General features: G+C 72.3%; 17 protein-coding genes and 1 tRNA gene. 11 read left to right on the plus strand and 7 right to left on the minus strand.

Annotated elements, in window-relative coordinates; genetic code table 11:
- Positions 1 to 13: 13 nt before the first annotated feature.
- The 10 genes from U2P90_RS02880 (at position 14) to U2P90_RS02925 (ending at position 8,936) form a co-directional block, all read left to right on the plus strand.
- On the plus strand, positions 14 to 784 hold the full coding sequence (locus U2P90_RS02880) for a hypothetical protein (RefSeq protein ID WP_322473716.1): 771 nt from the start codon (positions 14 to 16) through the stop codon (positions 782 to 784).
- A complete protein-coding gene (locus tag U2P90_RS02885) occupies positions 781 to 2,235 on the plus strand; it encodes a phage baseplate assembly protein V (protein WP_322473717.1) in 1,455 nt (484 codons plus the stop codon). The genes U2P90_RS02880 and U2P90_RS02885 overlap by 4 nt, the downstream gene beginning before the upstream one ends.
- Positions 2,235 to 2,576, plus strand: coding sequence for a hypothetical protein (locus tag U2P90_RS02890; protein WP_322473718.1), 342 nt, complete (start codon positions 2,235 to 2,237; stop codon positions 2,574 to 2,576). Before U2P90_RS02885 ends, U2P90_RS02890 begins: the two co-directional genes overlap by 1 nt.
- A complete protein-coding gene (locus U2P90_RS02895; RefSeq protein WP_295820894.1) occupies positions 2,573 to 3,007 on the plus strand; it encodes a GPW/gp25 family protein in 435 nt (144 codons plus the stop codon). The genes U2P90_RS02890 and U2P90_RS02895 overlap by 4 nt, the downstream gene beginning before the upstream one ends.
- Positions 3,007 to 5,538 (plus strand): baseplate J/gp47 family protein, encoded by a 2,532-nt coding sequence (locus U2P90_RS02900; protein WP_322473719.1) that lies wholly within the window; start codon positions 3,007 to 3,009, stop codon positions 5,536 to 5,538. Before U2P90_RS02895 ends, U2P90_RS02900 begins: the two co-directional genes overlap by 1 nt.
- The gene (locus U2P90_RS02905) at positions 5,519 to 6,055 is read left to right on the plus strand and encodes a phage tail protein (RefSeq protein WP_322473720.1); all 537 of its coding nucleotides are present in this window, start codon (positions 5,519 to 5,521) and stop codon (positions 6,053 to 6,055) included. The genes U2P90_RS02900 and U2P90_RS02905 overlap by 20 nt, the downstream gene beginning before the upstream one ends.
- Positions 6,052 to 6,966, plus strand: a complete 915-nt coding sequence (locus tag U2P90_RS02910) for a hypothetical protein (RefSeq protein ID WP_322473721.1) — start codon at positions 6,052 to 6,054, stop codon at positions 6,964 to 6,966. The genes U2P90_RS02905 and U2P90_RS02910 overlap by 4 nt, the downstream gene beginning before the upstream one ends.
- Before the next feature lie 78 nt (positions 6,967 to 7,044).
- Positions 7,045 to 7,374, plus strand: a complete 330-nt coding sequence (locus U2P90_RS02915; RefSeq protein WP_322473722.1) for a hypothetical protein — start codon at positions 7,045 to 7,047, stop codon at positions 7,372 to 7,374.
- Between the two features lie 129 nt (positions 7,375 to 7,503).
- Positions 7,504 to 8,457: a PASTA domain-containing protein gene (locus U2P90_RS02920; RefSeq protein WP_322473723.1), complete on the plus strand. Its 954-nt coding sequence runs from the start codon at positions 7,504 to 7,506 to the stop codon at positions 8,455 to 8,457.
- Positions 8,454 to 8,936 carry a hypothetical protein gene (locus U2P90_RS02925; protein WP_322473724.1) on the plus strand — a complete coding sequence of 161 codons (483 nt, stop codon included), beginning with the start codon at positions 8,454 to 8,456 and terminating at the stop codon, positions 8,934 to 8,936. The genes U2P90_RS02920 and U2P90_RS02925 overlap by 4 nt, the downstream gene beginning before the upstream one ends.
- A 7-nt stretch (positions 8,937 to 8,943) precedes the next feature.
- Here the strand turns inward: U2P90_RS02925 and U2P90_RS02930 are convergent, their stop codons facing one another.
- From U2P90_RS02930 to U2P90_RS02950, 5 genes are all read right to left on the minus strand, one after another.
- Positions 8,944 to 9,612, minus strand: a complete 669-nt coding sequence (locus tag U2P90_RS02930; RefSeq protein ID WP_295820884.1) for a hypothetical protein — start codon at positions 9,610 to 9,612, stop codon at positions 8,944 to 8,946.
- A gap of 24 nt (positions 9,613 to 9,636) precedes the next feature.
- Positions 9,637 to 11,592, minus strand: coding sequence for a M23 family metallopeptidase (locus U2P90_RS02935; protein WP_322473725.1), 1,956 nt, complete (start codon positions 11,590 to 11,592; stop codon positions 9,637 to 9,639).
- A gap of 668 nt (positions 11,593 to 12,260) precedes the next feature.
- Positions 12,261 to 12,431, minus strand: a complete 171-nt coding sequence (locus U2P90_RS02940) for a hypothetical protein (RefSeq protein ID WP_322473726.1) — start codon at positions 12,429 to 12,431, stop codon at positions 12,261 to 12,263.
- Between the two features lie 39 nt (positions 12,432 to 12,470).
- Complete coding sequence (locus U2P90_RS02945; protein WP_322473727.1) at positions 12,471 to 15,074, minus strand: diguanylate cyclase domain-containing protein; 2,604 nt, start codon at positions 15,072 to 15,074, stop codon at positions 12,471 to 12,473.
- An 11-nt stretch (positions 15,075 to 15,085) separates the two neighbouring features.
- Positions 15,086 to 16,387 carry a S8 family serine peptidase gene (locus tag U2P90_RS02950; protein WP_322473728.1) on the minus strand — a complete coding sequence of 434 codons (1,302 nt, stop codon included), beginning with the start codon at positions 16,385 to 16,387 and terminating at the stop codon, positions 15,086 to 15,088.
- A gap of 404 nt (positions 16,388 to 16,791) precedes the next feature.
- Between U2P90_RS02950 and U2P90_RS02955 the strand changes: the two genes are divergently transcribed.
- Positions 16,792 to 16,878, plus strand: a tRNA-OTHER gene (locus tag U2P90_RS02955).
- Between the two features lie 400 nt (positions 16,879 to 17,278).
- Here U2P90_RS02955 and U2P90_RS02960 read toward each other — a convergent pair.
- Together U2P90_RS02960 and U2P90_RS02965 are read right to left on the minus strand one after the other, a co-directional pair.
- Positions 17,279 to 19,366, minus strand: a complete 2,088-nt coding sequence (locus U2P90_RS02960) for a BTAD domain-containing putative transcriptional regulator (RefSeq protein WP_322473729.1) — start codon at positions 19,364 to 19,366, stop codon at positions 17,279 to 17,281.
- Positions 19,363 to 21,450, minus strand: a complete 2,088-nt coding sequence (locus tag U2P90_RS02965) for a BTAD domain-containing putative transcriptional regulator (protein ID WP_322473730.1) — start codon at positions 21,448 to 21,450, stop codon at positions 19,363 to 19,365. The genes U2P90_RS02960 and U2P90_RS02965 overlap by 4 nt, the downstream gene beginning before the upstream one ends.
- Positions 21,451 to 21,514 lie beyond the last annotated feature (64 nt).

The following is a 21,514-nucleotide window of genomic DNA, read 5'->3' on the forward strand; positions in this document are numbered from 1 at the left end:
AACGGTGGAACGGGTGAGTTTCCTGATTGAGGCCACGAACGAGCGGGTGTCGTGCCTGCTGAATCCCGAGCTGCTGACCGTGACGCGGCAGGCCGGCGTGGGAGCGGGCCGCTCGGTGGGCGGGCTGCTGGGCGGCCGGGCGCTGGGCGACGATCCGCTGCTGGCGCTGGGGGGCGGCGTGACCGAACTGGAGCTGAGACTGCTCTTTGACACCTCCGTGCAGGAACCGCCGCAGCGCGTGACGGACGTACGCGAACTGACCCGCCCGCTGTGGCAGCTGGCCGAGGAGCAGCGTTCTCCAGGCCGCGCGCCAGCCCTGGCCCGCGTGCGCTTCCTGTGGGGCAAGTCCTGGAACGTGCCCGGCGTGATCCTGGCGGTCAGCGAGCGCTTTGAGCAGTTCGCCGCGAGCGGGGCGCCGCAGCGCTCGTGGCTGCGCCTGCGCCTGCGCCGCGTGTCCGAGCAGGCGCCGGGCGGCATGGGCGCCGATCCGGTGGTCGCGCCCAGCCATGGCCGCTGGCCGGCCCTGACGTTCGCCGGGGCCGATCCAGCCGCGCCGGCCGACGTCTACGCCGTGCAGGGCGACGGGGTGCAGGCGGGCAGCCGCCTGGACACGCTGGCTGCCCAGGTGTATGGCGACCCGGCCGCGTGGCGGGCCATCGCGGCTGTCAACGACCTCGCCAGTCCCTTCGGGCTGGTGGCCGGGCAACTGCTGCGGCTGCCCGAGGTGCTGTCCGTCGCTGTGTCGGGCGGGCTGGATGCCACGGTCTCCGGCGGCACGCCATGACAGCACCCGTGCTGACGAGGCCGACAGCGGTGCTGCGCGTGGTGCTGGCCGGGCAGCCCCTGGAGGTCTGGGACGGTGCGGTGCACGCCCTGCGGGTCATGCAGCGCCTGTCTCTGCCGGCCGCCTGCGAACTGGTACTGCGGGGGCCCGGCCTGCCGCCCGCGCAACCCGGCGACCCGCTGGTGGTCGAGGACGCGCACGGCGGGCCGGCGGTGTTCACGGGCGAGGTCTCGGCCGTGGGTGTCGAATTCCTGGCGGGCGGCACGAGGGAGGTGCGCGTGCGCGCTTACGACCCCCTCCAGCGCCTGCGCCGTCGCCAGACCGCTCGGGTGCACGCCGGCCAGGATCTGCGCACCCTCGCGGAGGAACTCGCCGCCGGACTGGGGCTGGATGTGCAGCTCGACGTGCCGGCCCTGACCCGGACGTGGGGCGCGCAGGTGCGGCAGTCAGATTTCGACGTGCTGCGGCGCCTCAGTGAACGCAGCGGCCGGGCCTTCCGGGTGCAGGGCGGACATCTCGACTTCGTGGGGCCCGCCGGGGACGGCACCGTGACCCTGCTGCGGCTGGGTCAGGATCTGCTGGAGGTGCGCGTGGAACGGGGCGCCGATCCCGCCTGCGAGTCGGTGGAGGTGCGTGGCTGGAACGTCCTGACCGTCCAGGCCGTGCAGGGCCGCGCCGGAGAGGGCGGTGCCCGCCAGATTGTAGGCGTGCCGGCCGAGAACGACGAGGAGGCGCAGTGGCTGGCGCAGGCGGAACTGGACTGGCGCGCCCGCGCCGCGCACACCTGCCGGGGCGTGAGTCTGGGCGACCCGCGCCTGAGGCCGGGCGGCGGCGTGCGCCTGGAGGGCCTGGGGGATGGCCTGGACGGCGGGTTCGTGCTGACCGAGGTCACGCACCGCGTCGAGGCCGGCCTGGGCTTCGTCACCGAGTTCGGCAGTGCCCCCCTGCCGCCACCCGTCCCGCCGGTGCCGGGGGCGACCCTGGGCGTGGTGTCGCAGGTGGACGATCCTGACACGCTCGGGCGGGTGCGCGTGACCCTGCCCGCCCAGGGCGACCTGGAGAGCGGGTGGCTCCCCGTGCTAAGCCTGGCCGCCGGGCCGGATCGGGGCCTGATGCTCCTGCCGGACGTGGGCGACACGGTGCTGGTGCTGCTGCCCGCCGGGGACGGCAGCTCCGGCGTGGTGCTGGGCGGCCTGTACGGGGCGGGGGGCATGCCTGACAGCGGCATCGAGGGCGGACAGACCCGGCGCTACACGCTGCGCACGGCGGTCGGGCAGCAGGTCGTGCTGGACGCGGCGGCCGGCGTGCTGCGCCTGGAGGACGGCCAGGGCAGCGCCGTGGAACTCACCCCGGAGGCCCTGCGGGTTCATGCCCGGAACCGGCTGATCCTGGAAGCGCCGGGGCAGGACGTCCTGATCCGGGGTGGGCGCATCAACTTCGAGAGGGCCTGATGAAACTCCTGACCGACAGAGCAACGCTGGTCTGCGCGCACGAGATCGGCCGGGTGAGCCTGCAGGCCTCGCAGGCCCTGGTGTACGTCGAGGGCCAGCCGCTGCTGGTGGACGACGATCCCGAGGGCCGGCCCATCCGCTTGTGCCCGAACTACGGCGTGGCCATCAAGCCCTGCCAGCGCACCCTGAAGGTGCACCAGGGCTATTCCACGCTCTTGTGGATCGGCGGGAAGCGCGTGGCCCTGGACAGCGTGCGTGGCCTGACCGACGGCACGCCGCCCGGCGTGGTCGAGTATGTGGTGCGCCAGCCCGGCCAGGAGCTGCTGGAGGAGCGCCCATGACCGCGCCGGATCAGGGCTGGCGCTTCGTGCACCCGGATCTGGACGCCGGCGAGGCGAGTGCGGACGGGCCGGGGCTGCGGCTGGCACCGGGCGGGGGCGTGCAGGTGGCGCGCGGCGGGGCGCTGGTGCGGCAGGCCCTGCTCCTGCTGCTCTCGACCCGGCCCGGCGAGCGGGTCATGCGGCCCGCCTACGGCTGCCACCTGCCCCGGCTGATGTTCGCGCCGAACGACGACACGACCGCCGGGCTGGCGATCCACTACGTGAGACAGGCCATCGAGCGCTGGGAGCCGCGTGCCCAGATCCTGCAGCTGGACGCCGGCCGCGACCCGGGCGCGCCGGAGGTGCTGCGCGTGACCCTGCGCTACCGCGTGCGCGCGACCCTGCACGAGGACGAACTCCAGCTGCGGCTGAACCTCGCGGGAGGGACGTGATGGCGTTGCCCCTCCCGAACATGGACGACCGCACCTTCGAGCAGCTGCGCGAAGCGGCCATCGCCCGCGCACGCCAGAGCGCCCCCGACTGGACAGACTTCTCGGCCGGCGAGCCGGGCACGGTGCTGCTCGAAGCCTTCGCGTTCCTGACCGACACCATGATCTACCGCCTCAACCGCCTGCCGCAGCGGGCCTACGTGGAGTTCCTGCGGCTGCTGGGTGTGGTGATGCTGCCGCCCTCGGCCGCGCGGGTCACGCTTCGCTTCACACGCACCGGGTCGCCGGACGCCGCGCTCCGCCTTCCGGCGGGTACCTGCGTGACCAGCGGGGCGACCGCGTCCGGCACGGCGTCCGTGTTCTCCACCCTCCGGGACGCTGAGCTGCCCGCCGGCAGCGGTGGCGTCGACGTCCCCGCCATCCACGCCGAGTTCGTCGTGGGCGAGCTGCTGGGCGTCACTGGCGCGGCCGGCGGCACCTTCACCGTGGCCCGGCCACCCATCGTCGCGCCGGTCACCGACGCGCAGGGGGCCGACCTGATCGTGGCGGTCGAGGCCCAGCCCGCCGAGGTGCAGCCCAGCACGCCGATCATGACCTGGGAGGGGAAGGTGTACCGGATCGCCCGCGAGGTGCCGTTCTTCAGTGCCGGGGGGGGCGACCCGCAGAGTTATCTGGCCGACCGGCTGGCCGGCAGCGTGACCTTCCCACCCGGCGCGGCGGGCCGCCCGCCCCCGGTCGCGGCGGGCCGCGAGGTGCGCGCGTGGTACTGGCGTGGCGGTGGCGAGGACGGCAACGTGGCCCCCGGCACCCTGACCACCGTGCAGGGCACGTGGCCCGGTGTCATGGTGACCAACCCGGCCGCCGCGTCCGGTGGGCAGGCGGCCGAGACGCTGGACCGCGCCCTGGTGCGTGGTCCCCAGCACATCCGGCACCAGCACCGCGCGGTGACGGCCTCCGACTACGAGTTCATCGCGCTGGCGCACGCCCGCTCGGTGGCCCGGGCGCGGGCGTTCACGCAGCGCGAGCTGTGGGCGCACGGCACGCCCGGCACCGTGGGGCTGGTGCTGGTGCCCGAGGTGCCGCCCGGTGAGCGCGCGCAGCTCACGCCGGAGCGGCTGCTGGGCGCGCAGCAGCCCGAGGTGCTGGGGAATATCGGCCGGGCCGTCGAGGCGCGGCGCATCCTGGGCACCGCCTGCGACGTGCAGTGGGCCCGCTGCAAGACCGTGCGGGTCAGCGCGCGGATCGTGGCGCGGCGCTATCAGAACCGCGAGCAGATCCGCGCGCGCGTGCTGGAACGCCTGCAGCTGACCATCAACCCGCTGCCCACCGCCCACAGCGAGCACGGCTGGCGCTTCGGCCAGACGCTGCGCGCCTCGGACGTGTACGGCGTGGCGCTGGCCGAGCCGGGCGTGGCGTGGGTAGACCGGGTCGGTCTGTCCGTGGACGAGCAGCCCGGGGGCGAGGTGCGCGCGCTGGATCGTGACGCCTTCCAGCCGGGCACGTGGTACGCCGCGTGCGGCGAGCGCGTCTTCCGCTCGCTGAATGACGGCGAGGGCTGGGAGGCGGTGCTGACCGTGCCGGGCGAAGCGCTGCGGCTGGTGCGCGCCCACCCCGCGCAGCCCGGTGTCCTGGCTGCGGTGGCAGAGACGGCCGCGCAGGGCGTGACCGTCCGGGTGTCGCTCGATTGCGGCGAGAGCTGGCAGCCCCCGCAGACCCTGGACGTGAAGGTGCAGGACGCCGCGTGGGTCACGCGCGCGGGGCAGGTGTCGCTGCTGCTCGCCACCGATACCGGCCTGCTGGATGTGCTCGTGGTGCCTGGAGGCGTGCGCGTGACGCCGCTGGCCGTCACGCCGGGCACCCCCAATCTGCCGCTGTACGCCGTGGCAGCCCATCACGACCCACAGGGCGACGTGACGGTCGCGGTCGCGGCACAGTCGCTGGGCGGGGTGTACCTGTCGGGGGGTGGGGGCAGCAAGTCCTTCCGCGCCATCGGTCTGAACACCCTGGACGTGCGGGTGCTGGCGGTGCAGCGTGACGGTGGCCGCGCCTTCCTGTGGGCGGGCCTGGCGGCGGTGGGCGACGAGGACGGCCCCGGCTGCCGGCGCTGGGAACTGCGCGGCCAGGAGGATCCCCCGGAGGGCTGGGTCACCCACAGCGCCGGCTGGCAGGGCGGCAGCTGTCTCGCGCTGGCCTTCACGCCGGACGCCGCCTACGCCGCGTCGCATCACATGGGGGTGGCGAGGTGGCCCCTCGCGGCGGGCGCGGCCACCTGGGCGGCGCCGGCGGTGGACAGTGGCCTCCCGCTGAACGACCAGCGGCGCTTCGAGCGCGTGCGGGCCGTGGCTGCGGCGCCGCAGCTCGTCCTGGCCGGCGGGCCGTGGGGCCTGCGGGTCAGCCGCGACGCCGGGCAGACCTACCAGCCGGTCGTGCCGGAGGGCGGGGCCGACGCCGTGACCCTGCCGCCCACGTGGCTGTTCTGCTCCGGTGCGCATGACATCGAGGTGGTGGATGAGGATGAAGCGACCCGACCTTGACCGCCTGCTGCCCGAGGTCATGCAGCGCGCTGCCCAGCCGGGGCAGCCGCTGGCCGCCGCCCTGGACGTCATGGAGGCGCTGGTCACGCCGGTCGAGGACGCGCTTGCAGGAGTGGACGCGGTGCTGAGCCCCTACCGCGCGCCCGACGCCTTCCTGCCATGGCTGGCGGGCTGGCTCGACCTGGACGGCCTGCTGCGTCCGGGGCCGCTGGAGACGCGGTACGCGCCGGGCCTGTCGCAGCTGCGGCTGCTCATCGCTCGCACCATGCCGCTGAACTTCATGCGCGGCACCGCGCGTGGCCTGATCGGCGTGCTGGAGGCCGCGACTGGCGTCAGCGGCTTTCACGTCCAGGAGAACGTCACGGCCGGCGGCGAGCCGCGCGCCTTCCACCTGCTGGTGCGGGCACCCCCGGACTCCGCCCGGTACGCCGAACTGGTGCGGCACCTCGTCGAGCTGGAAAAACCCGTGGCCCTCACCCACGAGGTGGTGTGGCCCACCCCCGGAGGAACGTCATGACGCTCACCTGGACCCTGTTGCTCGCGCCGCTGACGCCTGCGCTGATTGCGGCGGCGGTGGCCTTCATCGTGGGCGTGGCTCTGGGGCTGGTGAAGGGCCAGTCCGGCTGGGCGCTGCTGCGCGGCGTGGAGGCGGGGGCGCTGCTGCTCGCCGGGGCCTTCCTGGCGCGGCTGTTCATTGCGTGGATGCTGAGCCGCGCGCCGCACCCGGAGCACGCGGCCTTCGTGATCGGCTGGGCGTTCCTGCTGTGGCCCGGTGTGATCGACACGATTCCCGCGCTGCTGGGCCACCGCTGGCTGACCACGCCGGAGACCATCCTGGCGCTGGGCACGGTCGTGGGCGGCGGCGTGGGGTTCATGAACGGGCTGTGGGGAATCCACGGCCTGGCCGGGATCCTGACCTTTCCCCTGAACGTCACGTGGGGCCTGGCCGGCAACACCAACGGCCTGCTGCTGCACCTCGTCAACTTCGCGTGGGGCGACCACAGTGGCGAGACCCGTCGAGAGGCGCACCGCTATGCCTCGGGCTTTCGCATCAAGGGGACATACGCCTTTACCCAGGGCTGCGTGATGAGCAATACCTCGACGTCCCTGTTCGGCCACGAGTTCGTGCACGTCGTGCAGAACCTGCTCGCCGGGCCGTTCTTCGTGCTGTCGTACGTGGCGTGGATGGTGCTGCTGTTCGTGCCGGGCCTGATCGCCGGCAGCGTCAGCAAGAAGGGAAGCGTGGCCGACGGCATCGAGGGCTACACCTACGACAGCAATCCCTGGGAGGCGATGGGCTACGCCGTCGGCGGCGGCCACAGCCCCAAAGTCGCCCTGGGCACCGTCTGGACGGTCGTGCTCGGAGTGGCGCTGGTCGCCGCCTTCGTATGGCTGAGCCTGAGGGTCATTCCCTGGGGCTGGCGATGAGGGAATGGAGGGAGGTGCCCATGACCTGACCACCGTGGCCTCCGTCCACCGTTCGCGTCCTCACAGGGGGAAACCATCATGTCCATCAGCACATCCAGTAGCGGTCCGTTCAACACCATCCTCGGCTGGGTGCCCCGCTGGCTCGGCTTCGTTCTGATCCTGCTCGCCGGGGCCGCATGCATGGTCTCCGGGCTGCTGCTCTCGCCCAGCGCAGGCGTGGTCGCCTTCGGGGTGGCGTTCATCGTCGTCGCCACCCTGTCGTGGGTCAGCGGCGGTGGGGCCACCCCCTCCGTCCGCCCCGGTGATCGCAGTTTCGGCGCGTCGCTCGACCACCTGCCCATGTGGGTGTGGGTCGTGAATGTCGGCCTGATCGTGGTGGCCATTGCCGTCAGGCTCCTGGTGTCCTGAGCCGGCGTCTGGGCGGTTCCTGCGAGTCCGGCGCCCGCACCCCGCCCTGTCCCTCTCTTCGGTCGGATTGAACCCGCCAGCACGGCAGAGGGCCTGGAGCCATCTGACCCCCACCCCCCAGGAGTCCCCATGCCCGGAGCGTTCACCATCACCACCGCCACCAATACCGTGACCCTGGGCCCCGATCGCCAGGGCGAGGCGGCCTTCGTGGTCACCAACGTCAGCGGCCGTCCCATCCAGGGCCGCGCCCTGCTGACGTGGCAGCCCCCGGCCACCGACCGCGCCGCGTGGGCGAGTGTGCAGGGCGATACCGAGCGGGTCTTCCCGATCGCGGGCACCCAGCAGTACGCGGTGAAGTTCACCCTGCCGTCCACGGCCCCGGAGGGCCAGCACATCCTGCGCCTGGACATGCAGGACGTGACCTCGCCCGACGACGTGGTGCAGGGCCAGAGCGTGACCCTCCAGGTGGCCGCACCCCCGCCCAAGAAACCCTTTCCGTGGTGGGTGGTGATTGTGGCCGCCGTGGTGCTGCTGGGGGGCATCGGCGCGTTCGTGCTGCTCCGGCCGAAGCCGGCGACCGTGCCGGTCGTGGCGGGCCAGAGCCTCGTGAAGGCCCAGGAGCTCATCGCGGCCGCCGGCCTGAGGGTCGCGGAGCCGTTGAAAGCTGAGAACAGTGACACGCTGGCGCAGGGGCTGGTCATCCGAAGCGAACCGGCCGAGGGAACGACCCAGGCGCGGGGCACCGCCGTGACCCTGGTCGCGTCCAGCGGCCCGGCCACCTTTCCCATGCCGAATGTCGTGGGCAGCGCGGCGTCGGCGGCCGTCATTGCCCTTCAACAGGCCGGCATCACGAAGTTTGCGCTCGACCGCAGGTACTCGGAGACGGTGCCCGCCGAGCAGGTGATCGACACGACGCCGGGGGCCGGCCAGCTGGTCACGAAGGCCGGCGAGGTCAGAGTGGCCGTGTCGCTCGGCCCGTGCCGGCGGGGCACCCTGGCCTGTCGGCGCGTCATCTCCCCGGTGCTGATCAGTCCGAACCTGCGGTTCCGCAACGACATGCTGCGGGTTCCTGATCAGCCGTGAACCCCCGGGTGTTCTTCGTCGTGCTGGCCCTGCTGGCGCTCGCGGCCTACGTGGCGTCGGGCCTGAGCTTCACCCGCCGGGACGGCACCGCAGCTCCTGGTGACCGTCCTGATACGCCCGCGTGGGCGCAGGGGCTGGGGGCGCGGCTGGTGCGCCACCGGCCCGTACAGGACAGCGATATCCAGGGGCTGCTGGGCTCCTGCACCGATCCGACGAGGCTGTCGCTGGGGGCCGGGCAGGGCTGCTCGTACGTGCTGCGCGCCCTGCCCCGAACCAGCGCCGTGATCCGTGACCTGCGTCTGCGCAGTCCACAGCCATTTCAGGTACAGCTGGTCTACGGCGACCTGAGGGGCAACCCGGAGCCGGCCAAGGTCACGGACGGGCGCTACGACGTGACCGTGGACGTGTCCCGTGACGGCGCGCAGGTGATCGTGACCTGCCTGCTGACGGCGTGCAGCATCCAGCAGGGCGGGCCGTAGGACACCCTCACGCCCGCAGGCGGATGCTCTTGACGGTGGCCACCGCCCCGCCAATGAGCAGCAGGACGCCCCAGATGAACGCCAGGATGGCGATTACGATGGCGCCGATGGCATCGGTGACGCTGACGAGCAGGCCCGGCACCAGGGCGTGTAGCCACGCCAGCAGCAGGCTGCTGACCACCGACGTCAGGGTCAGCAGCACCAGGCTGCGGTTCTGAAGGAAGCGTGGCTGGGACAGCACCAGCAGCACCGCGAACCCCAGTTTCAGGGTCATCAGCAGCGCCAGGGTGGCGGCGGCCCCGCCACGGTCAAAGTGTCCGAACAGGCCCAGGTACACGGGAAAGCCGAAAAAGGACAGCAGCAAGCCCAGCATGACGGTCAGGGTCACGAAGGCGGTCAGGCCCAGCAGGATCACGGCCAGCAGCAGCAGCAGCGACAGCAGCAGCGTCACGATGCCCTGCACCCGGCCCTGCACGCGCTCCGGGACGACCAGGGCCAGACCCATGAGCACGACGGTGTAGAGCAGCACGCCGTCGACCAGGGCCAGGGCGCGCACGCCGAAGCCCGGCCGCGCCTGCCCGCCCGCGAGCAGGACGGACTGGCCCAGTTCGATCAGCACGGCCAGCAGCACGCACAGCGCCGCGCCGAGGAAGAGGGGTCTGCGCAGGGTGTCCATAGGTCAGCGTACGCGGAGAACCGCCTACTGCACCTTGATGACCTGGGTGATGGTTTTGCTGGCCCGGTTGTCGAAGTACAGCCGACCGATCACGAGGAGTTCGGTGTACACCCGGTCTGGCCGCTTGCGCACCGAGAGCGGCAGGGTGATCCGCAGTTGCGCGCCCTGGGCCATCAGCCTCAGGGCTGAGCTGGAGGTGTGGGTGTCCCACACGTCCATGTCGGGCAGCGCGATCCGCACGGGCCGGCCGTCCGCGCCGGTGTAGGACAGCTCGTACGAGAACTCGGCGCGCACCGGCCGGGCGCCGTTGGGCACCGTGTCGATGGTGATGTCGCAGCGGTGGACGCCGGCGCCGGCCCTGAGCACGGGGCCCGCCTGGCTCCCCCGGACGCAGCGCTCGAGCGTCCAGCCGGTGAAGGTGGGGGCACGATCCGGAGTGACCGGGGCGTCGGCGGTGGGCGCGTTCTGCAGGTAGCGGTACACCTGATTGACGAACAGCAGGGAATCCACGAAGTAGTAGTCCGAGACGTTGGTGTGTGCGGCGGGCCGGGAGCGGATGACCTTGACGTCCAGGTGGAAGTGCGGCCCGAAGGAGATGGTGCACGGGCCGGTGCCCCGGCTGGAGATGTACCCCAGCAGTTGCCCCGCCCGGACGGTCTGGCCCGCCTGCACCTGAAGCTGACAGGCGTTCAGGTGCAGGTAGCGCATGACCACGTCGTTGGCGTATCCGCCGGAGTCCGTGAAGCGGCCAAGGGTCACCTCGACCGCCCCGCCGGGCCGGACGGTGCCGCCGGGCAAGGGGCGGGCGGCGTTCACCACGCCGGGGAGCATGGCGTAGATGGGCTGCCCCGGCTGGGCGCGGAAGTCCGTGCCCTCGTGCTGCCAGTCCTTGATGTCGTAGCAGGTTGGGCTGGCCCCGAAGACCCAGCCGTGCGCGGCGTGGGTCAGGTCGGCGCCGTCGAGGCTCACGATGTTCTGCAGACACGACCCCGTGCTCTGGATGGCCCGGTACAGGGGCGTGTCCTCTGAGCGGGTATAGCCGTTCTTGCGGCCCAGGTCACCGTCGCTGATGGCCTGCGCTGGATCCTTGAACACTGCCGGCGCGAGCTTGAAGCCCGCGAAGATCGCCTTCAGGGGCGGGCGGTTCAGTGCGACGGTGGCGGCGCGGTTCTTGTTGAACAGCGAACTCATCGGCGTCCAGCGCAGGCTGGAACTCTGGATCGTGGCCCGCCGCTCCGTGGGTGTTCCGGGCGGCGCGGCCGCGCCATACGCGTGTCGCAGATAGTCTTCGCCGTACAGCGTGGGGTTCAGCGACGGAAAGGTGCGGTACAGCTCGAAGGACACAGCCTGATCCGTGACGGCTGCGTCGCCGGTTGTGAAGTCCAGCAGGATCTTCCCGTCCTCGGTCACGGTCTTGCTGACCTGGAGATCGGCCGGAATCTGGTCGAAGACCACGCGGTAGTCGTCCCCAGCCGGGGCGCTGCCGTCCGTGCCCAGCAGGGCGCTGTTCACCTCGAGGCTGAACTGGCTCCGGCGCTCCAGCTGCGGCATCAGCACCGTCAGTTTCGGGGCACTGTCGAAGCCGTTCTGCGTGACGGCCTGGTTTGTCAGGGCGATCGAGCCCCTGCCGCGCCGCAGCGAGACCCGGTGGCCCAGGTAGGTCACGGTGCTGGCCGTCACGACGTCCTTCACGTCGATGGGCGCGGCGGCCACGGCATCGGCAGTGGCCGCGCTGAAGATCCCACTGCGGGCCAGGTACGCACTGACGTTGGTGCGTTGCAGACGGGTGGCCGGCTGCGCGCCCAGCCCCTGCCAGCGGGTCACGGACGTCACGATCCGGCTGCGCGCCACGCGGCCGACGGGCGTGGGTTCCGGAACACTGAAATTCACCAACATCATCCCCGGATCCTGTGCCGCCCCCGTGCTGTGCAGCGCCGCGAGGGCCAGCAACAGGAAGCGCCCCAACGCCGAAACCTTCATGTGTCCCCCCGATCGCCGGGCGCGCGTCCCCAACATGCCTGCGAGCCTCTGGGCTTCCCTTTCCGAGCCGCTTCACGTGGCCGCCCGCCGGGTATGGGCGGCAGTACAGCTGGTGCGGTCATCCAGCACCTTGGCCTGCGTTTGAGCCGTCCGCAGTATTCCGCTGCCCCCGTGATCGGCCCATGATCAGGGGGGGCGGCCAGCGCACGCAGACGCTTCCCCTTCAATTCGGGCTGCGGCCGGTGCGTGTGTCCCCGCTCTGTGGGTGATCGCGCCACTGCTCCGGTCTGGAGGCGGCCTCGTGATGGTGGGAGCGCGGTCTGGTGGACGCGTGGATGGCAGTAGCGGGGGATCTTCAGTGGGTCTGGTGTCCACTCGATTTGCCTGGAGGACACTGCAAATCTCACGTCCTGGCAAGGCGTGGCTCCAGATGTGTCCGGCTCGCTGCACCACCGTCACATGGCGCATCGTTCTTTTCTGCAGATCAGTAGGCCAGGGGTTCAAATCCCTTCGGGCACACCACGGAGAACCGCGACAATGGTGGGGTTTATCGGTCGTGACGTGGACGTCTCCCTGGAGGATGACGGTGGATGCCAGTCCGAGGACACGCCCCAGGGCTTCACGGGGGCCGCAGGCCGGGTCAACCCGGTTGCCGGCCCCCCATCAGCTCACCGCGCCAGTGTCAGGTCTGCTTCCCTGGGCAGCGTGCGCCCCGGCGCGTGCGCGTTCCGCAGCGCCGTCAGCCGGGTCTCGATGATCCGGCGGCTGAGCGCAGCTTCCGGGGCGAGGTGCTCCGAGGCGTGAAATGCGCCCGGGTACACGTGCAATTCGGTCGGCACGCCCGACGCCAGCAGACGCTGCGCGAGGGCAATCTGTCGTCAGTGCAGGGCGGACGGCGCGGCGGCGCGGCGGCGCGCGAACTTCTGCCGGTACATCCGCTGGTCGCTGAGCCTGAGCGCGTCGCCAGCGGCCGCGACCTCGTCCGGAAACGTGGCCACTCCAGAACTGGCCGTGACGTCCACGAATCCGGCGAGGCGAACTTTGTCCATGCCGCGCTCCAACCGCGCGTGCAGGTCATCGGTGTCAGGCGCGCCGGTCCACGAGACGATCAGCGAGAACTCATCGCCGCCGAGCCGGTACAGCCGGCCCAGCGTCTCGAAGGCCGCCTGCAGGCCGTGACCCACCGTGATGAGCAGAGCGTCGCCCCGGTCGTGGCCCTCGGTGTCGTTGAGGGTCTTGAGTCCGTCGAGATCCAGACTCAGGACGCTCAGGTGGCGCTGATGTCGCTCCGCCTGGGCAAAGGCCGACTCGAGATCCGACTCGAAGGCCCGGCGGTTGCCCAGGCCCGTCAGCGCGTCGGTGAAGGCGGCCACCTGCAGGCCGCTGATCTCCGAGCGCGCCTGCTCGTAGCGGGTTCGGAGCTGCTGGAAGCGTTCGGTCTGCAGTTCCGGCATGGCCGGAGCAGGCACGTCACCGGGCCCGGGTTCCACGCCGAGCTGCACCAGGACGTCCTGCACCTCGCTGTCGTCGGCGTGCTGCGAGCCGAGCGGCAACTGGCCCGTGGCGTGGAGCGCCTCGAGCGCCGCGATGACCTGGGGATCGAACTGCTGGCCGCTCTGCCGCCGCAGCTCCGCGAGCACCTCGGCCTGGCTCCACGGGCGCTTGTAGGGGCGCTGGTGCGACAGGGCGTCGTAGACGTCGGCCACGGCCACAATCCTGGCCGACAGGGGAATCGCCAGCCCGCTGTGGCCCTGCGGATACCCGCCCCCACCCCACTGCTCGTGGTGGTGCAGCGCGATCTCCCGCGCGAGGCGCAGCAGCCTGGAATCGCCCCCCGCCAGGATCTGCCCGCCGATGACGGTGTGCGCCTTCATGCGGTCGAATTCCTCGGGCGTGAGCCGGTCAGGCTTGAGCAGGATCAGGTCGGAGATGCCGATCTTGCCGACGTCGTGCAGACGCGCCGCAAGCCGCAGCAGCGCGACCTCGTCGGCCGGGCGTCCGAGCTGGGCGGCGAGCAGGGCGCTGACCTGCCCGACGCGCAGGGTGTGCTCGCCGGTCACGTCGTCGCGGAACTCTGCGGCGTTGGCCAGGCGGGTGAGCACCTCGACCTGGGTGCGCGCCAGGTCGCGCGTGCGGCGCTCCACCCGAACCTCGGCCTCGACGTAGGCCCGCTCGGCCGCCTCGGTTCGCAGCCGCTCGGTCTCGGCCTCGTGCCGGGTGCGCTCCACGTCGAACTGCACGGTCAGCTGCCGGATCTGCCGCTCGCGCCCCTCGGCGGCCAGGCGCTGCTCGACGTCGCGCTGGTTCCGCAGGTGGGTCAGGGCGGCCTGCAGGTCGCCGGAACGCTCGAAGGTCTCGGCGAGCAGTCCGTGAATCCGCGCGGCGGCACGTCGATGGTCGCTGCGCTGGGCGAGTGGGAGGGCCGCGCGCAGCTGCTGGGACGCGGCGAAAATCTCGCCCCGTCGCAGCTGCGCTTCCCCCAGACCCGTCAGGGCGTCGATCTCGCTGCCTGGGTCGCCGAGCTCGCAGGCGATGTCCAGGGCGAGACGGTGGTGCTCCAGCGCCTCGTCCCAGCGCGCCTGACCGCCGAGCGCCTGACCGAGCCCGTGGTGGGCGACCCCCACGAGGTAGCGCTGTCCTGCCTCGGTCGCCAGCCGCAGCGTCTGCTCGCACAGGCCCTGCGCCTCGGCCGGTCGTCCCAGCTGCAGGGCCGCGCCCGCCAGGTTGTTCAGCGCGTACAGCTCGACCAGCCGGTGGCCGCCGGCCCGGCCGAGCTCACCGGCCCGGAGGTGGGAGGCGTAGGCCTGCGGCCAGTCGTCGAGATCCTCGTACACGTGTCCGGTGGTCATCAGGCACTGCGCCCATAGCAGCGGCTCGTGGTGGCCGCTGAGCAGTTCCGAGGCGCGGTTCAGGGCGATCAGCGCCTGGCCGTGCTGCGACTGGCTGAGGTGCACCTGCCCGATGTTGCTCAGCACCTGGGCGGTGCCCAGATCGTCGGCCAGCGCCTCGCGCAGGGCGAGCGCCGCCTGGAACTGGGTCAGCGCCGCGTCGGCGTGCCCCCCCATCTGGAGCAGCACGGCCTGCTGGTTGCGGATATCCGCCTCCAGGCGACCGTCGGCCGTGTGACGGGCGAGCTCCAGGGCGCGCGTCAGGGCCCGCTCGGCGCGCGGCAGTTCGCCGAGCTCGCGCGACACCTTGGCCAGCGTCACCAGCGTGGTCGCCTCCCCGGCCTCGTCGCCGGCCCTCCGCGTGAGCCCGGCCGCGCACTCGAGTTCCGTGGAGGCTTCGGTGAACTGCGCCAGGTGATGCAGGGCCTGTCCGGCACAGCGGCGGGCCCGCGCTTCCACCGGGGCGTCGAGCGGGGCCGCCAGCGCCTCGCGGGCGAGCTCCAGGGCGCGGGCCGGCGCGGTGGACAGCAGCGCCTCGGCCGCCGTGAGGAGGCCGAGGGTGTGGTCGGAGGTGGACGGAGCAGGCGACGGCATGGACGGCCGGATTACGGCTGGACGGCAGCCTGGATGAAGGCCCCGATGTCGAGCCGGCCGCCCAGCTGATCCCTGTACTCCGGGTTGAGGGTGTTGAGCTCGGCGGCGGTCGAGACCAGCGTCCTGGGGAGATCGCCCGCTCTGACCTTCAGGGGCTGGCCCAGCGCGAGCGCCAGCGCGCCGGCGGCCATGGGTGCGGCCATGGAGGTGCCGCTCCACGCGGAGAGCAGGTTGCCCGGCACCGGCCCGTAGACCAGCTCGCCGGGGGCCGTGAGCATGAGCTCCTTGCCGTAGGTGGAGAACGCTGACTTGTGGTCGCTCGCGTCAACGCTGCCCACGCTCACTGACAGGCTGCCGAGCGTGCCGCCGCCGGCGCTGTAGCGGGCCGGATAGGTGATGCGCCGGTCGCCGGTGTTCCCCGAGGACGCGATGACGTAGACCCCCTGATCCGTGGCGTACTCGATCATCTTCTTCAGGACGCCGGTCTTCTGAACCGATCCCAGCGAGAGGTTGATGACCTGCGCGCCGTGGGCCACGGCCCAGTCGATGGCCTGGACGACCGCAGTCGTGTCACCGCTGCCGTCCGGGCGCAGCGCGCGGAGCGGCAGGATGCGCGCGTGGGGAGCGACCTGCAGGATGATCCCCGCCACATTGGTGCCGTGGCCGTAGAGCGGGTCGTCGAGGGTTCCCTCCTCCTGGGGACTGGCGTCCCCGTCGACGAAGTCGTGGCGATCGGCGGCCGGAGCCAGCGAGTTCTGGAAGGCCTCGTGGGTCTGATCGAGCCCCGTGTCGATTACGGCGACCGTGACGCCTTCGCCCAGGCGTGGAGCGAGGGCCCACGCGGCCGCGAGGCGCGTGCGCTGCCACAGTGCCGCGTTCTCCGCCACGCCGCCGACGACGCCGGCACCGCCGCCCCAGAAGTACGCGCGGCCTCCACCCCAGAAGTACGCCCGCCCACCGCCCCAGAAGTACGCCCGGCCGCTCGCGGCGAGGCCCGGCGCGTTCCACGCCGAGGTGGCGCCGCCGGCCTCCAGCGCGCCGACGTTCGGTTCCGACGCGAGGGTCTGGGTGGACACGGTGTCGGTGCTCCCCGACGGTGACGACAGGCCCAGCACGGCGAACCCGGCCTCCGGGTGCCACGCCACCACATGGCCGCCGTGGCTCGCCTCGACGGTCGCCACCGAGTCCGTAGCTGCCACGGGCACGGTGGTGGTGAAGGCGTGGGCAGCGGCGCGGGGCGCAGCGGTCTGGCTGCAGGCACTGAGGAGGATGCCGAGGGTGAGGAGAGCGGGGAAGCGTGTGGACATCGACATGGACTCTCCTTGCTGCCCGTGTCGGGTGGCGCGCGGCACGGGGCGGATCTCCCTCACTGTGGGCGCCGTCCGTGACTCTTCTGTGACTCCTCTGATCCACCCCAGATCCCCCCCGGCGGGTTGGTGACGTGGCCGGGCCGCCGGGGGGGCCTGGCCGGTCACACAACAGTCACAGGCGCGCCGCCGGGCCCGGTACAGAGCGTGGTACACCCTCTTCGACCGACTGGCCGCTGACAGTCACGGCGGCGTGTTGCATCAGGTGGCTGACAAACCCTGAGATGGCGAGTGTCGCGTGTGCAGTAGTGTGTGCAGTAGAGAGGGGTATTCAGTGGTTCTGGCTTCCACTCGGTTCCCCTCGAGGACACTGCGAATCCTGCGTCCTGGCGGGGAATTGTGCTGGATTTGTGTGTGCCGGTGCACTCCCGTCATCTGCCCCTTTTTTCCTTCTACGGATCAGAAGGCCAGGGGTTCGAATCCCTTCGGGCACACCACAGAAACCCACGTCTAGGACGTGGGTTTTCTCTTTGCAATACGGGTGCCGTGGGCCGTGTGTGCTGTCGCGTGTGCGGCAGGGGAGAGGGGGATGGCGCAGGACGAGGGGCACGGATCAACCCTGGCCCCCTTCGCGTGCAGATGTGCGCAACTCAACCTTGTCGACCGGCTTGCTGAGCAACCGCAACAGCCCCGCGGTAGCGTCCCTCTGCACCTCCCGGTCACGACTGCGCGCCCGTGGCAGCGGCGCTCACAGCGAAAGGCTGGGCTGCGGGTGGCGTCTGGAGCGGCGACGCCAGCGTGGCTACCGTGGCCGATCCACGCAACATGCTTGAGGCGGCAGCGTCCGTCCTTGCGCGCCGGACTGATCCTGCGCGCACTGCGCTGACCGCTCCGGCGTCAGCCCGCGGCGGTGGGTCGGGGGGGCGGCGGGGTGCCCGGCAGCGGGACGGCGGCCGCGGCGGCCCGCGCGTCGGCCGCGGCCGACGCGTCGCCGTGATCGTCGAGCAGGGCGGCGGCCACCGTGTAGAACTGCACGGCGTCCGTGAGGAGGTACTGGTCGTGCGCTTCGCGCGCGGCGCGCAGGTACGCCCGCGCGGCCAGTTCGGGCTTGCCCCCCTCGTGCCAGTGGCGGGCCACGCGGGCCGCGCCGCTGCCGGCGGACTCCAGGGTGCGCGCGGCGGCGCGGTGCAGCAGTCCCCGCACCGACGCGGGTGTGCCGGCATCGACCGCCTCGTACACGAGGTCGTGGGCGAAGCGCTGCCCGCTGATCACCTGCGCGGCCTCCAGTTCCTCCCACGCCTGTACGAGGTCGAGCAGCGGCGCGCCCAGCATCAGCGCGACGAGATCCACGTCGAAGTCGCTCTGGAGGGTCGCGGCGGCCCGCGCCGCCTGCAGGGCCGGGGCCGACAGCCGCTCCAGGCGGCGGCCGATCACGCTGCGCACCTGCTCGGGCAGCGGCAGCCGCTCCGGCACCGGGCCGTCCAGGCCGCCGGCCTCCAGCAGCAGCTTCACGGTCTCCAGCAGGAAGTGCGGGTTGCCGGCGCAGTGCTGCCACAGCCGTGAACGCAGCGCCGCGTCCGCCGGCACGCCGATGTCGGTCATCAGCGCGTCGGCCGCGCGCCCGTCGATGGGCGAGAGGTCGATCAGCACCGCGATCCCGGCGTCCACGGTCTGCCGGACGAGCGCGGCGCTCTCCGGGGGCAGCTCGCCCCGGCGGAACGTCGCGAGCAGCCGCGGCATGCCGCCCGGCTGGCCGAGCGGGAAGGACGTGCCGAACATGTACATGCCCATCTGGTTGGTGTGGTCGTCGTAGAACTGCCAGTCATCGCAGACGTTCGACATCAGGCCCTCGTGCACTGCGATCGTCCAGAGCATGTGCGCCTCGCGGAAGGTCAGCAGCTCCTCGTCGCTGGTGATCGGGCCCGGCCGCTCCGCCGGGGGCAGCAGTTCGGGCACCAGGCGCGACATCTCGCGGCGCACCCACGGTTCCATCACGAGGTCCGGGCGGCGGGCCGTATTGATGCGGCTCATGCGCGTCAGGGTCGCCCACGGCTGCACGCGGTCGCCGGGGCGGCCCAGGTACGTGATGAACCCGCCCTTGCTGCCCGCGAAGTCGTGCGCCAGCCGCGTCTTGCCGGAGCCCGGCTCGCCCGAGATGAAGATCCACTGTCCCGCCGCCCACGCGGCCTCCAGCCGGGCCCACTCGGCCTCGCGCCCGACGAGGTGCGGGGGGCGCAGCACCGCGAGCGGCAGCTCGGCGCGTGCGCCCGCCGCCGGCGCGGGCACGGTGCCGCGGTCGATCTCACGGGCGAGCGCCTCGGTCTCCGGCAGTGGCCGGGCCTGGAATTCGCGCTCCAGGATCTCCTTGCAGCGGTGGTACGCGCGCAGCGCCGCCGGGCGGTCGCCCGACAGGTAGTGCAGCCGCATCACGCGCCGCCACGCGTCCTCGGAGACGGGGTCGAGGTCGAGCACCGTGCGGGCGACGGCCAGCGCCTCCGCGTAGCGGCCCCCGTGCTCCAGCCGCCGCGACTCCTGCCGGCCCGCCTGCGCCCGCAGCTCGACGAAGCCCTCGCGCTCGGCCGTCACCCAGTCGTCGAGTTCCGGGCAGTCGTCGTAGGCGAGCCCCGCGAGCAGGCCGCCCGGATCGTTCAACAGTTCCGCCGTCTGTCCCTGCGTGTACGCCGCCCGCAGGCGCGCCGCGTCGACCTCGACGCCAGGATCGAGCGCAAGGAGGTCGGCCCCCGAGACGAGCTCGGCCCCCACCGCGAGCCGGAGTTTGCGCAGCATCTGCGACAGGTTGTTGCGGGCGGTCGCCTCGGGCGACTCGGGCCACAGCAGCCCGGCCAGCCGCGAGCGCGACGTGGCCCCCTCCAGCGACAGGTAGCTCAGCGCCGCCGCAAGTTTGCGTTCCAGGGGCACCAGCACCACGTCGCCGGCGCTCAGGCGGGGCACGCCGAGCACGTCCAGGCGCGGGGGCGTGGTCACTGCACCCCCACGGTCAGCAGCTGCGCCTGGACGGCCGCCGCCTCGCCCCGCGCCGCGGCGGCCGGGCCCGGCTGTTCCAGCGTGTCGAAGGCCTCTGCGGCCTGCGAGTAGTACTGAACCGTCTCGGTGAGCTGGAAGTGGTCGCGCGCCTCGCGCGCGGCGCGCAGGAAGGCGGGTGCGGCGTGGTCGGGCTTGCCGCCCTCCTGCCAGTGCCGGGCCACCCGCGCCGAGTGGCCGCCGGCCCGGTCGAGCGCGCGCGCCGCCGCCCGGTGCAGCAGCGTGCGCACCGTGGTGGGAATGCCGCCCGCGACCGCCTCGTACACGAGGTCATGCCAGAAGCCCGAGCCACGCACCACGCCGGCGGCCTCCAGCTCCTCCCACGCGGCGGCCGTGTCGAACAGCGGCGCGCCGAGCACCTCCGCGACGAGTTCCACGTCGAAGTCGCTCTGCAGCGTCGCGGCGGCCCGCGCCGCCTGCAGGGCCGGGGCCGACAGCCGCGACAGCCGGCGCGAGATGATCTCGCCCACCCGGGCGGTGATGGGCAGGTTCAGCCCGGACAGCTCGCCCCGGGCGAAGGTGCCGCTCTCGATCAGGTGCTTGACGATCTCCAGCAGGAACAGCGGACTGCCGCCGGAGTAGTGCGCCAGCCGCCGGCGCAGCGCCGGATCGTCCGGCACGCCGAGGTCGTCCATCAGGGGCCCCAGCAGGTCGTCCCCCAGCGGCCGCAGCCGGATGTGGACGGCGATGCCCTGGCGCACGAGTTCCTCGGTGTCGCGCAGCACCTCCGGCATCAGCTCCCCGGTGCGGTACGCGCCGATCACGCGCGGGGCCGGGCGATCCGGGCCGCGCGGCGCGCCGAACAGGTTGGAGAAGAAGTACAGGCCGTCGCGGGTCGAGGGCGCGTCGTAGAACTGGAGGTCGTCGGCGATCACCGTGTCCACGCCGCGGTAGCCCACGTACGAGAACGCTGTCATGGCCTGGCGGTAGCGCAGCAGGTCAGCTCCCGAGGTCAGCGGCTCGGCCGCGTCGCCCGCGGGCGCGTACTCCGGGAGCACCCGGCCCAGTTCCCGCTGCACCCAGGGCTCCAGGGTCACGTTCCCGAGCCGCTCGGCCAGCACCCGGTAGTTGCGCGCCGACGACGTGAACGGCTGGTGCAGGTCGCCGGGCCGCCCCCGGAACTCCAGGAACGTGCCCTTGCTGGCCGCGAAGTCCATGACCAGGCGGGACTTGCCCACGCCGGGATCGCCCTCCACGTAGATCATCTGGCCGCGCTCCCAGGCCTCCTCGAGCTGCGCCCACTCGGCCTCGCGGCCGATCAGCTGGGGCGGGCGCAGCACCGCCAGCGGCAGCGTGGTGCGCGCGGTGACCGCCGGGGCCGGGATGGTGCCGCGGTTGATCTCGCGGGCGAGCTGCGCGGTCTCCGGCAGCGGCTCGGCCCCGAACTCGCGCTGCAGCGTCTCCTTGCAGCGGTGGTACGCCCGCAGCGCCGCGGGCCGGTCGCCCGAGAGGTAGTGCAGCCGCATGACCTGCCGCCACGCCTCCTCCGAGACCGGGTCGAGCTCCAGCAGCGTCCGGGCGTGGTTCAGGGCCGCCGGGTGGTCGCCGTCCTGCTCCAGCCGCGCCACCTCGGCCCGCAGCGCGAGGCGTCGCCACTCGACCACGCGTTCGCGCTCGGCCGCGATCCAGTCGTCCAGATCCGGGCAGTCGTCGTAGGACAGTCCGGGCAGCAGCTCGCCGCTCTGGGCCAGCAGCTCTCCGGTGCGGCCCTGCGCGAAGCCCTGGCGCAGCCGGATCACATCGACCTCCACCCCCGGCAGCAGGTCAAGGGAGTCGCTCCCGGCGACGAGTTCGGCCCGGACCGCGAGCCGCAGTTTGCGCAGCATCTGCGACAGGTTGTTGCGGGCCGTCGCCTCGGGGGACTCGGGCCACAGCAGGCCGGCCAGCCGCGAGCGCGGCGTCGCCCCCTCCAGCGCGAGGTAGGCCAGGGCGGCCGCGAGTTTGCGTTCCAGACGAAGCTCTCCCCCGGCCGATCCGGTCAGGATCGCGGAGCCCATCAGCCGAACGTGCCACAGGGACGCGGACATGGGAATCGCCTCCCAGTGTAGGACACGCGGGAACGGAGCGGAACGCCCGGCGTTCACAGGCCGC

It is taken from the genome of Deinococcus sp. AB2017081, from assembly GCF_034440735.1.
GTDB classification, from domain to species: Bacteria; Deinococcota; Deinococci; order Deinococcales; family Deinococcaceae; genus Deinococcus; species Deinococcus rufus.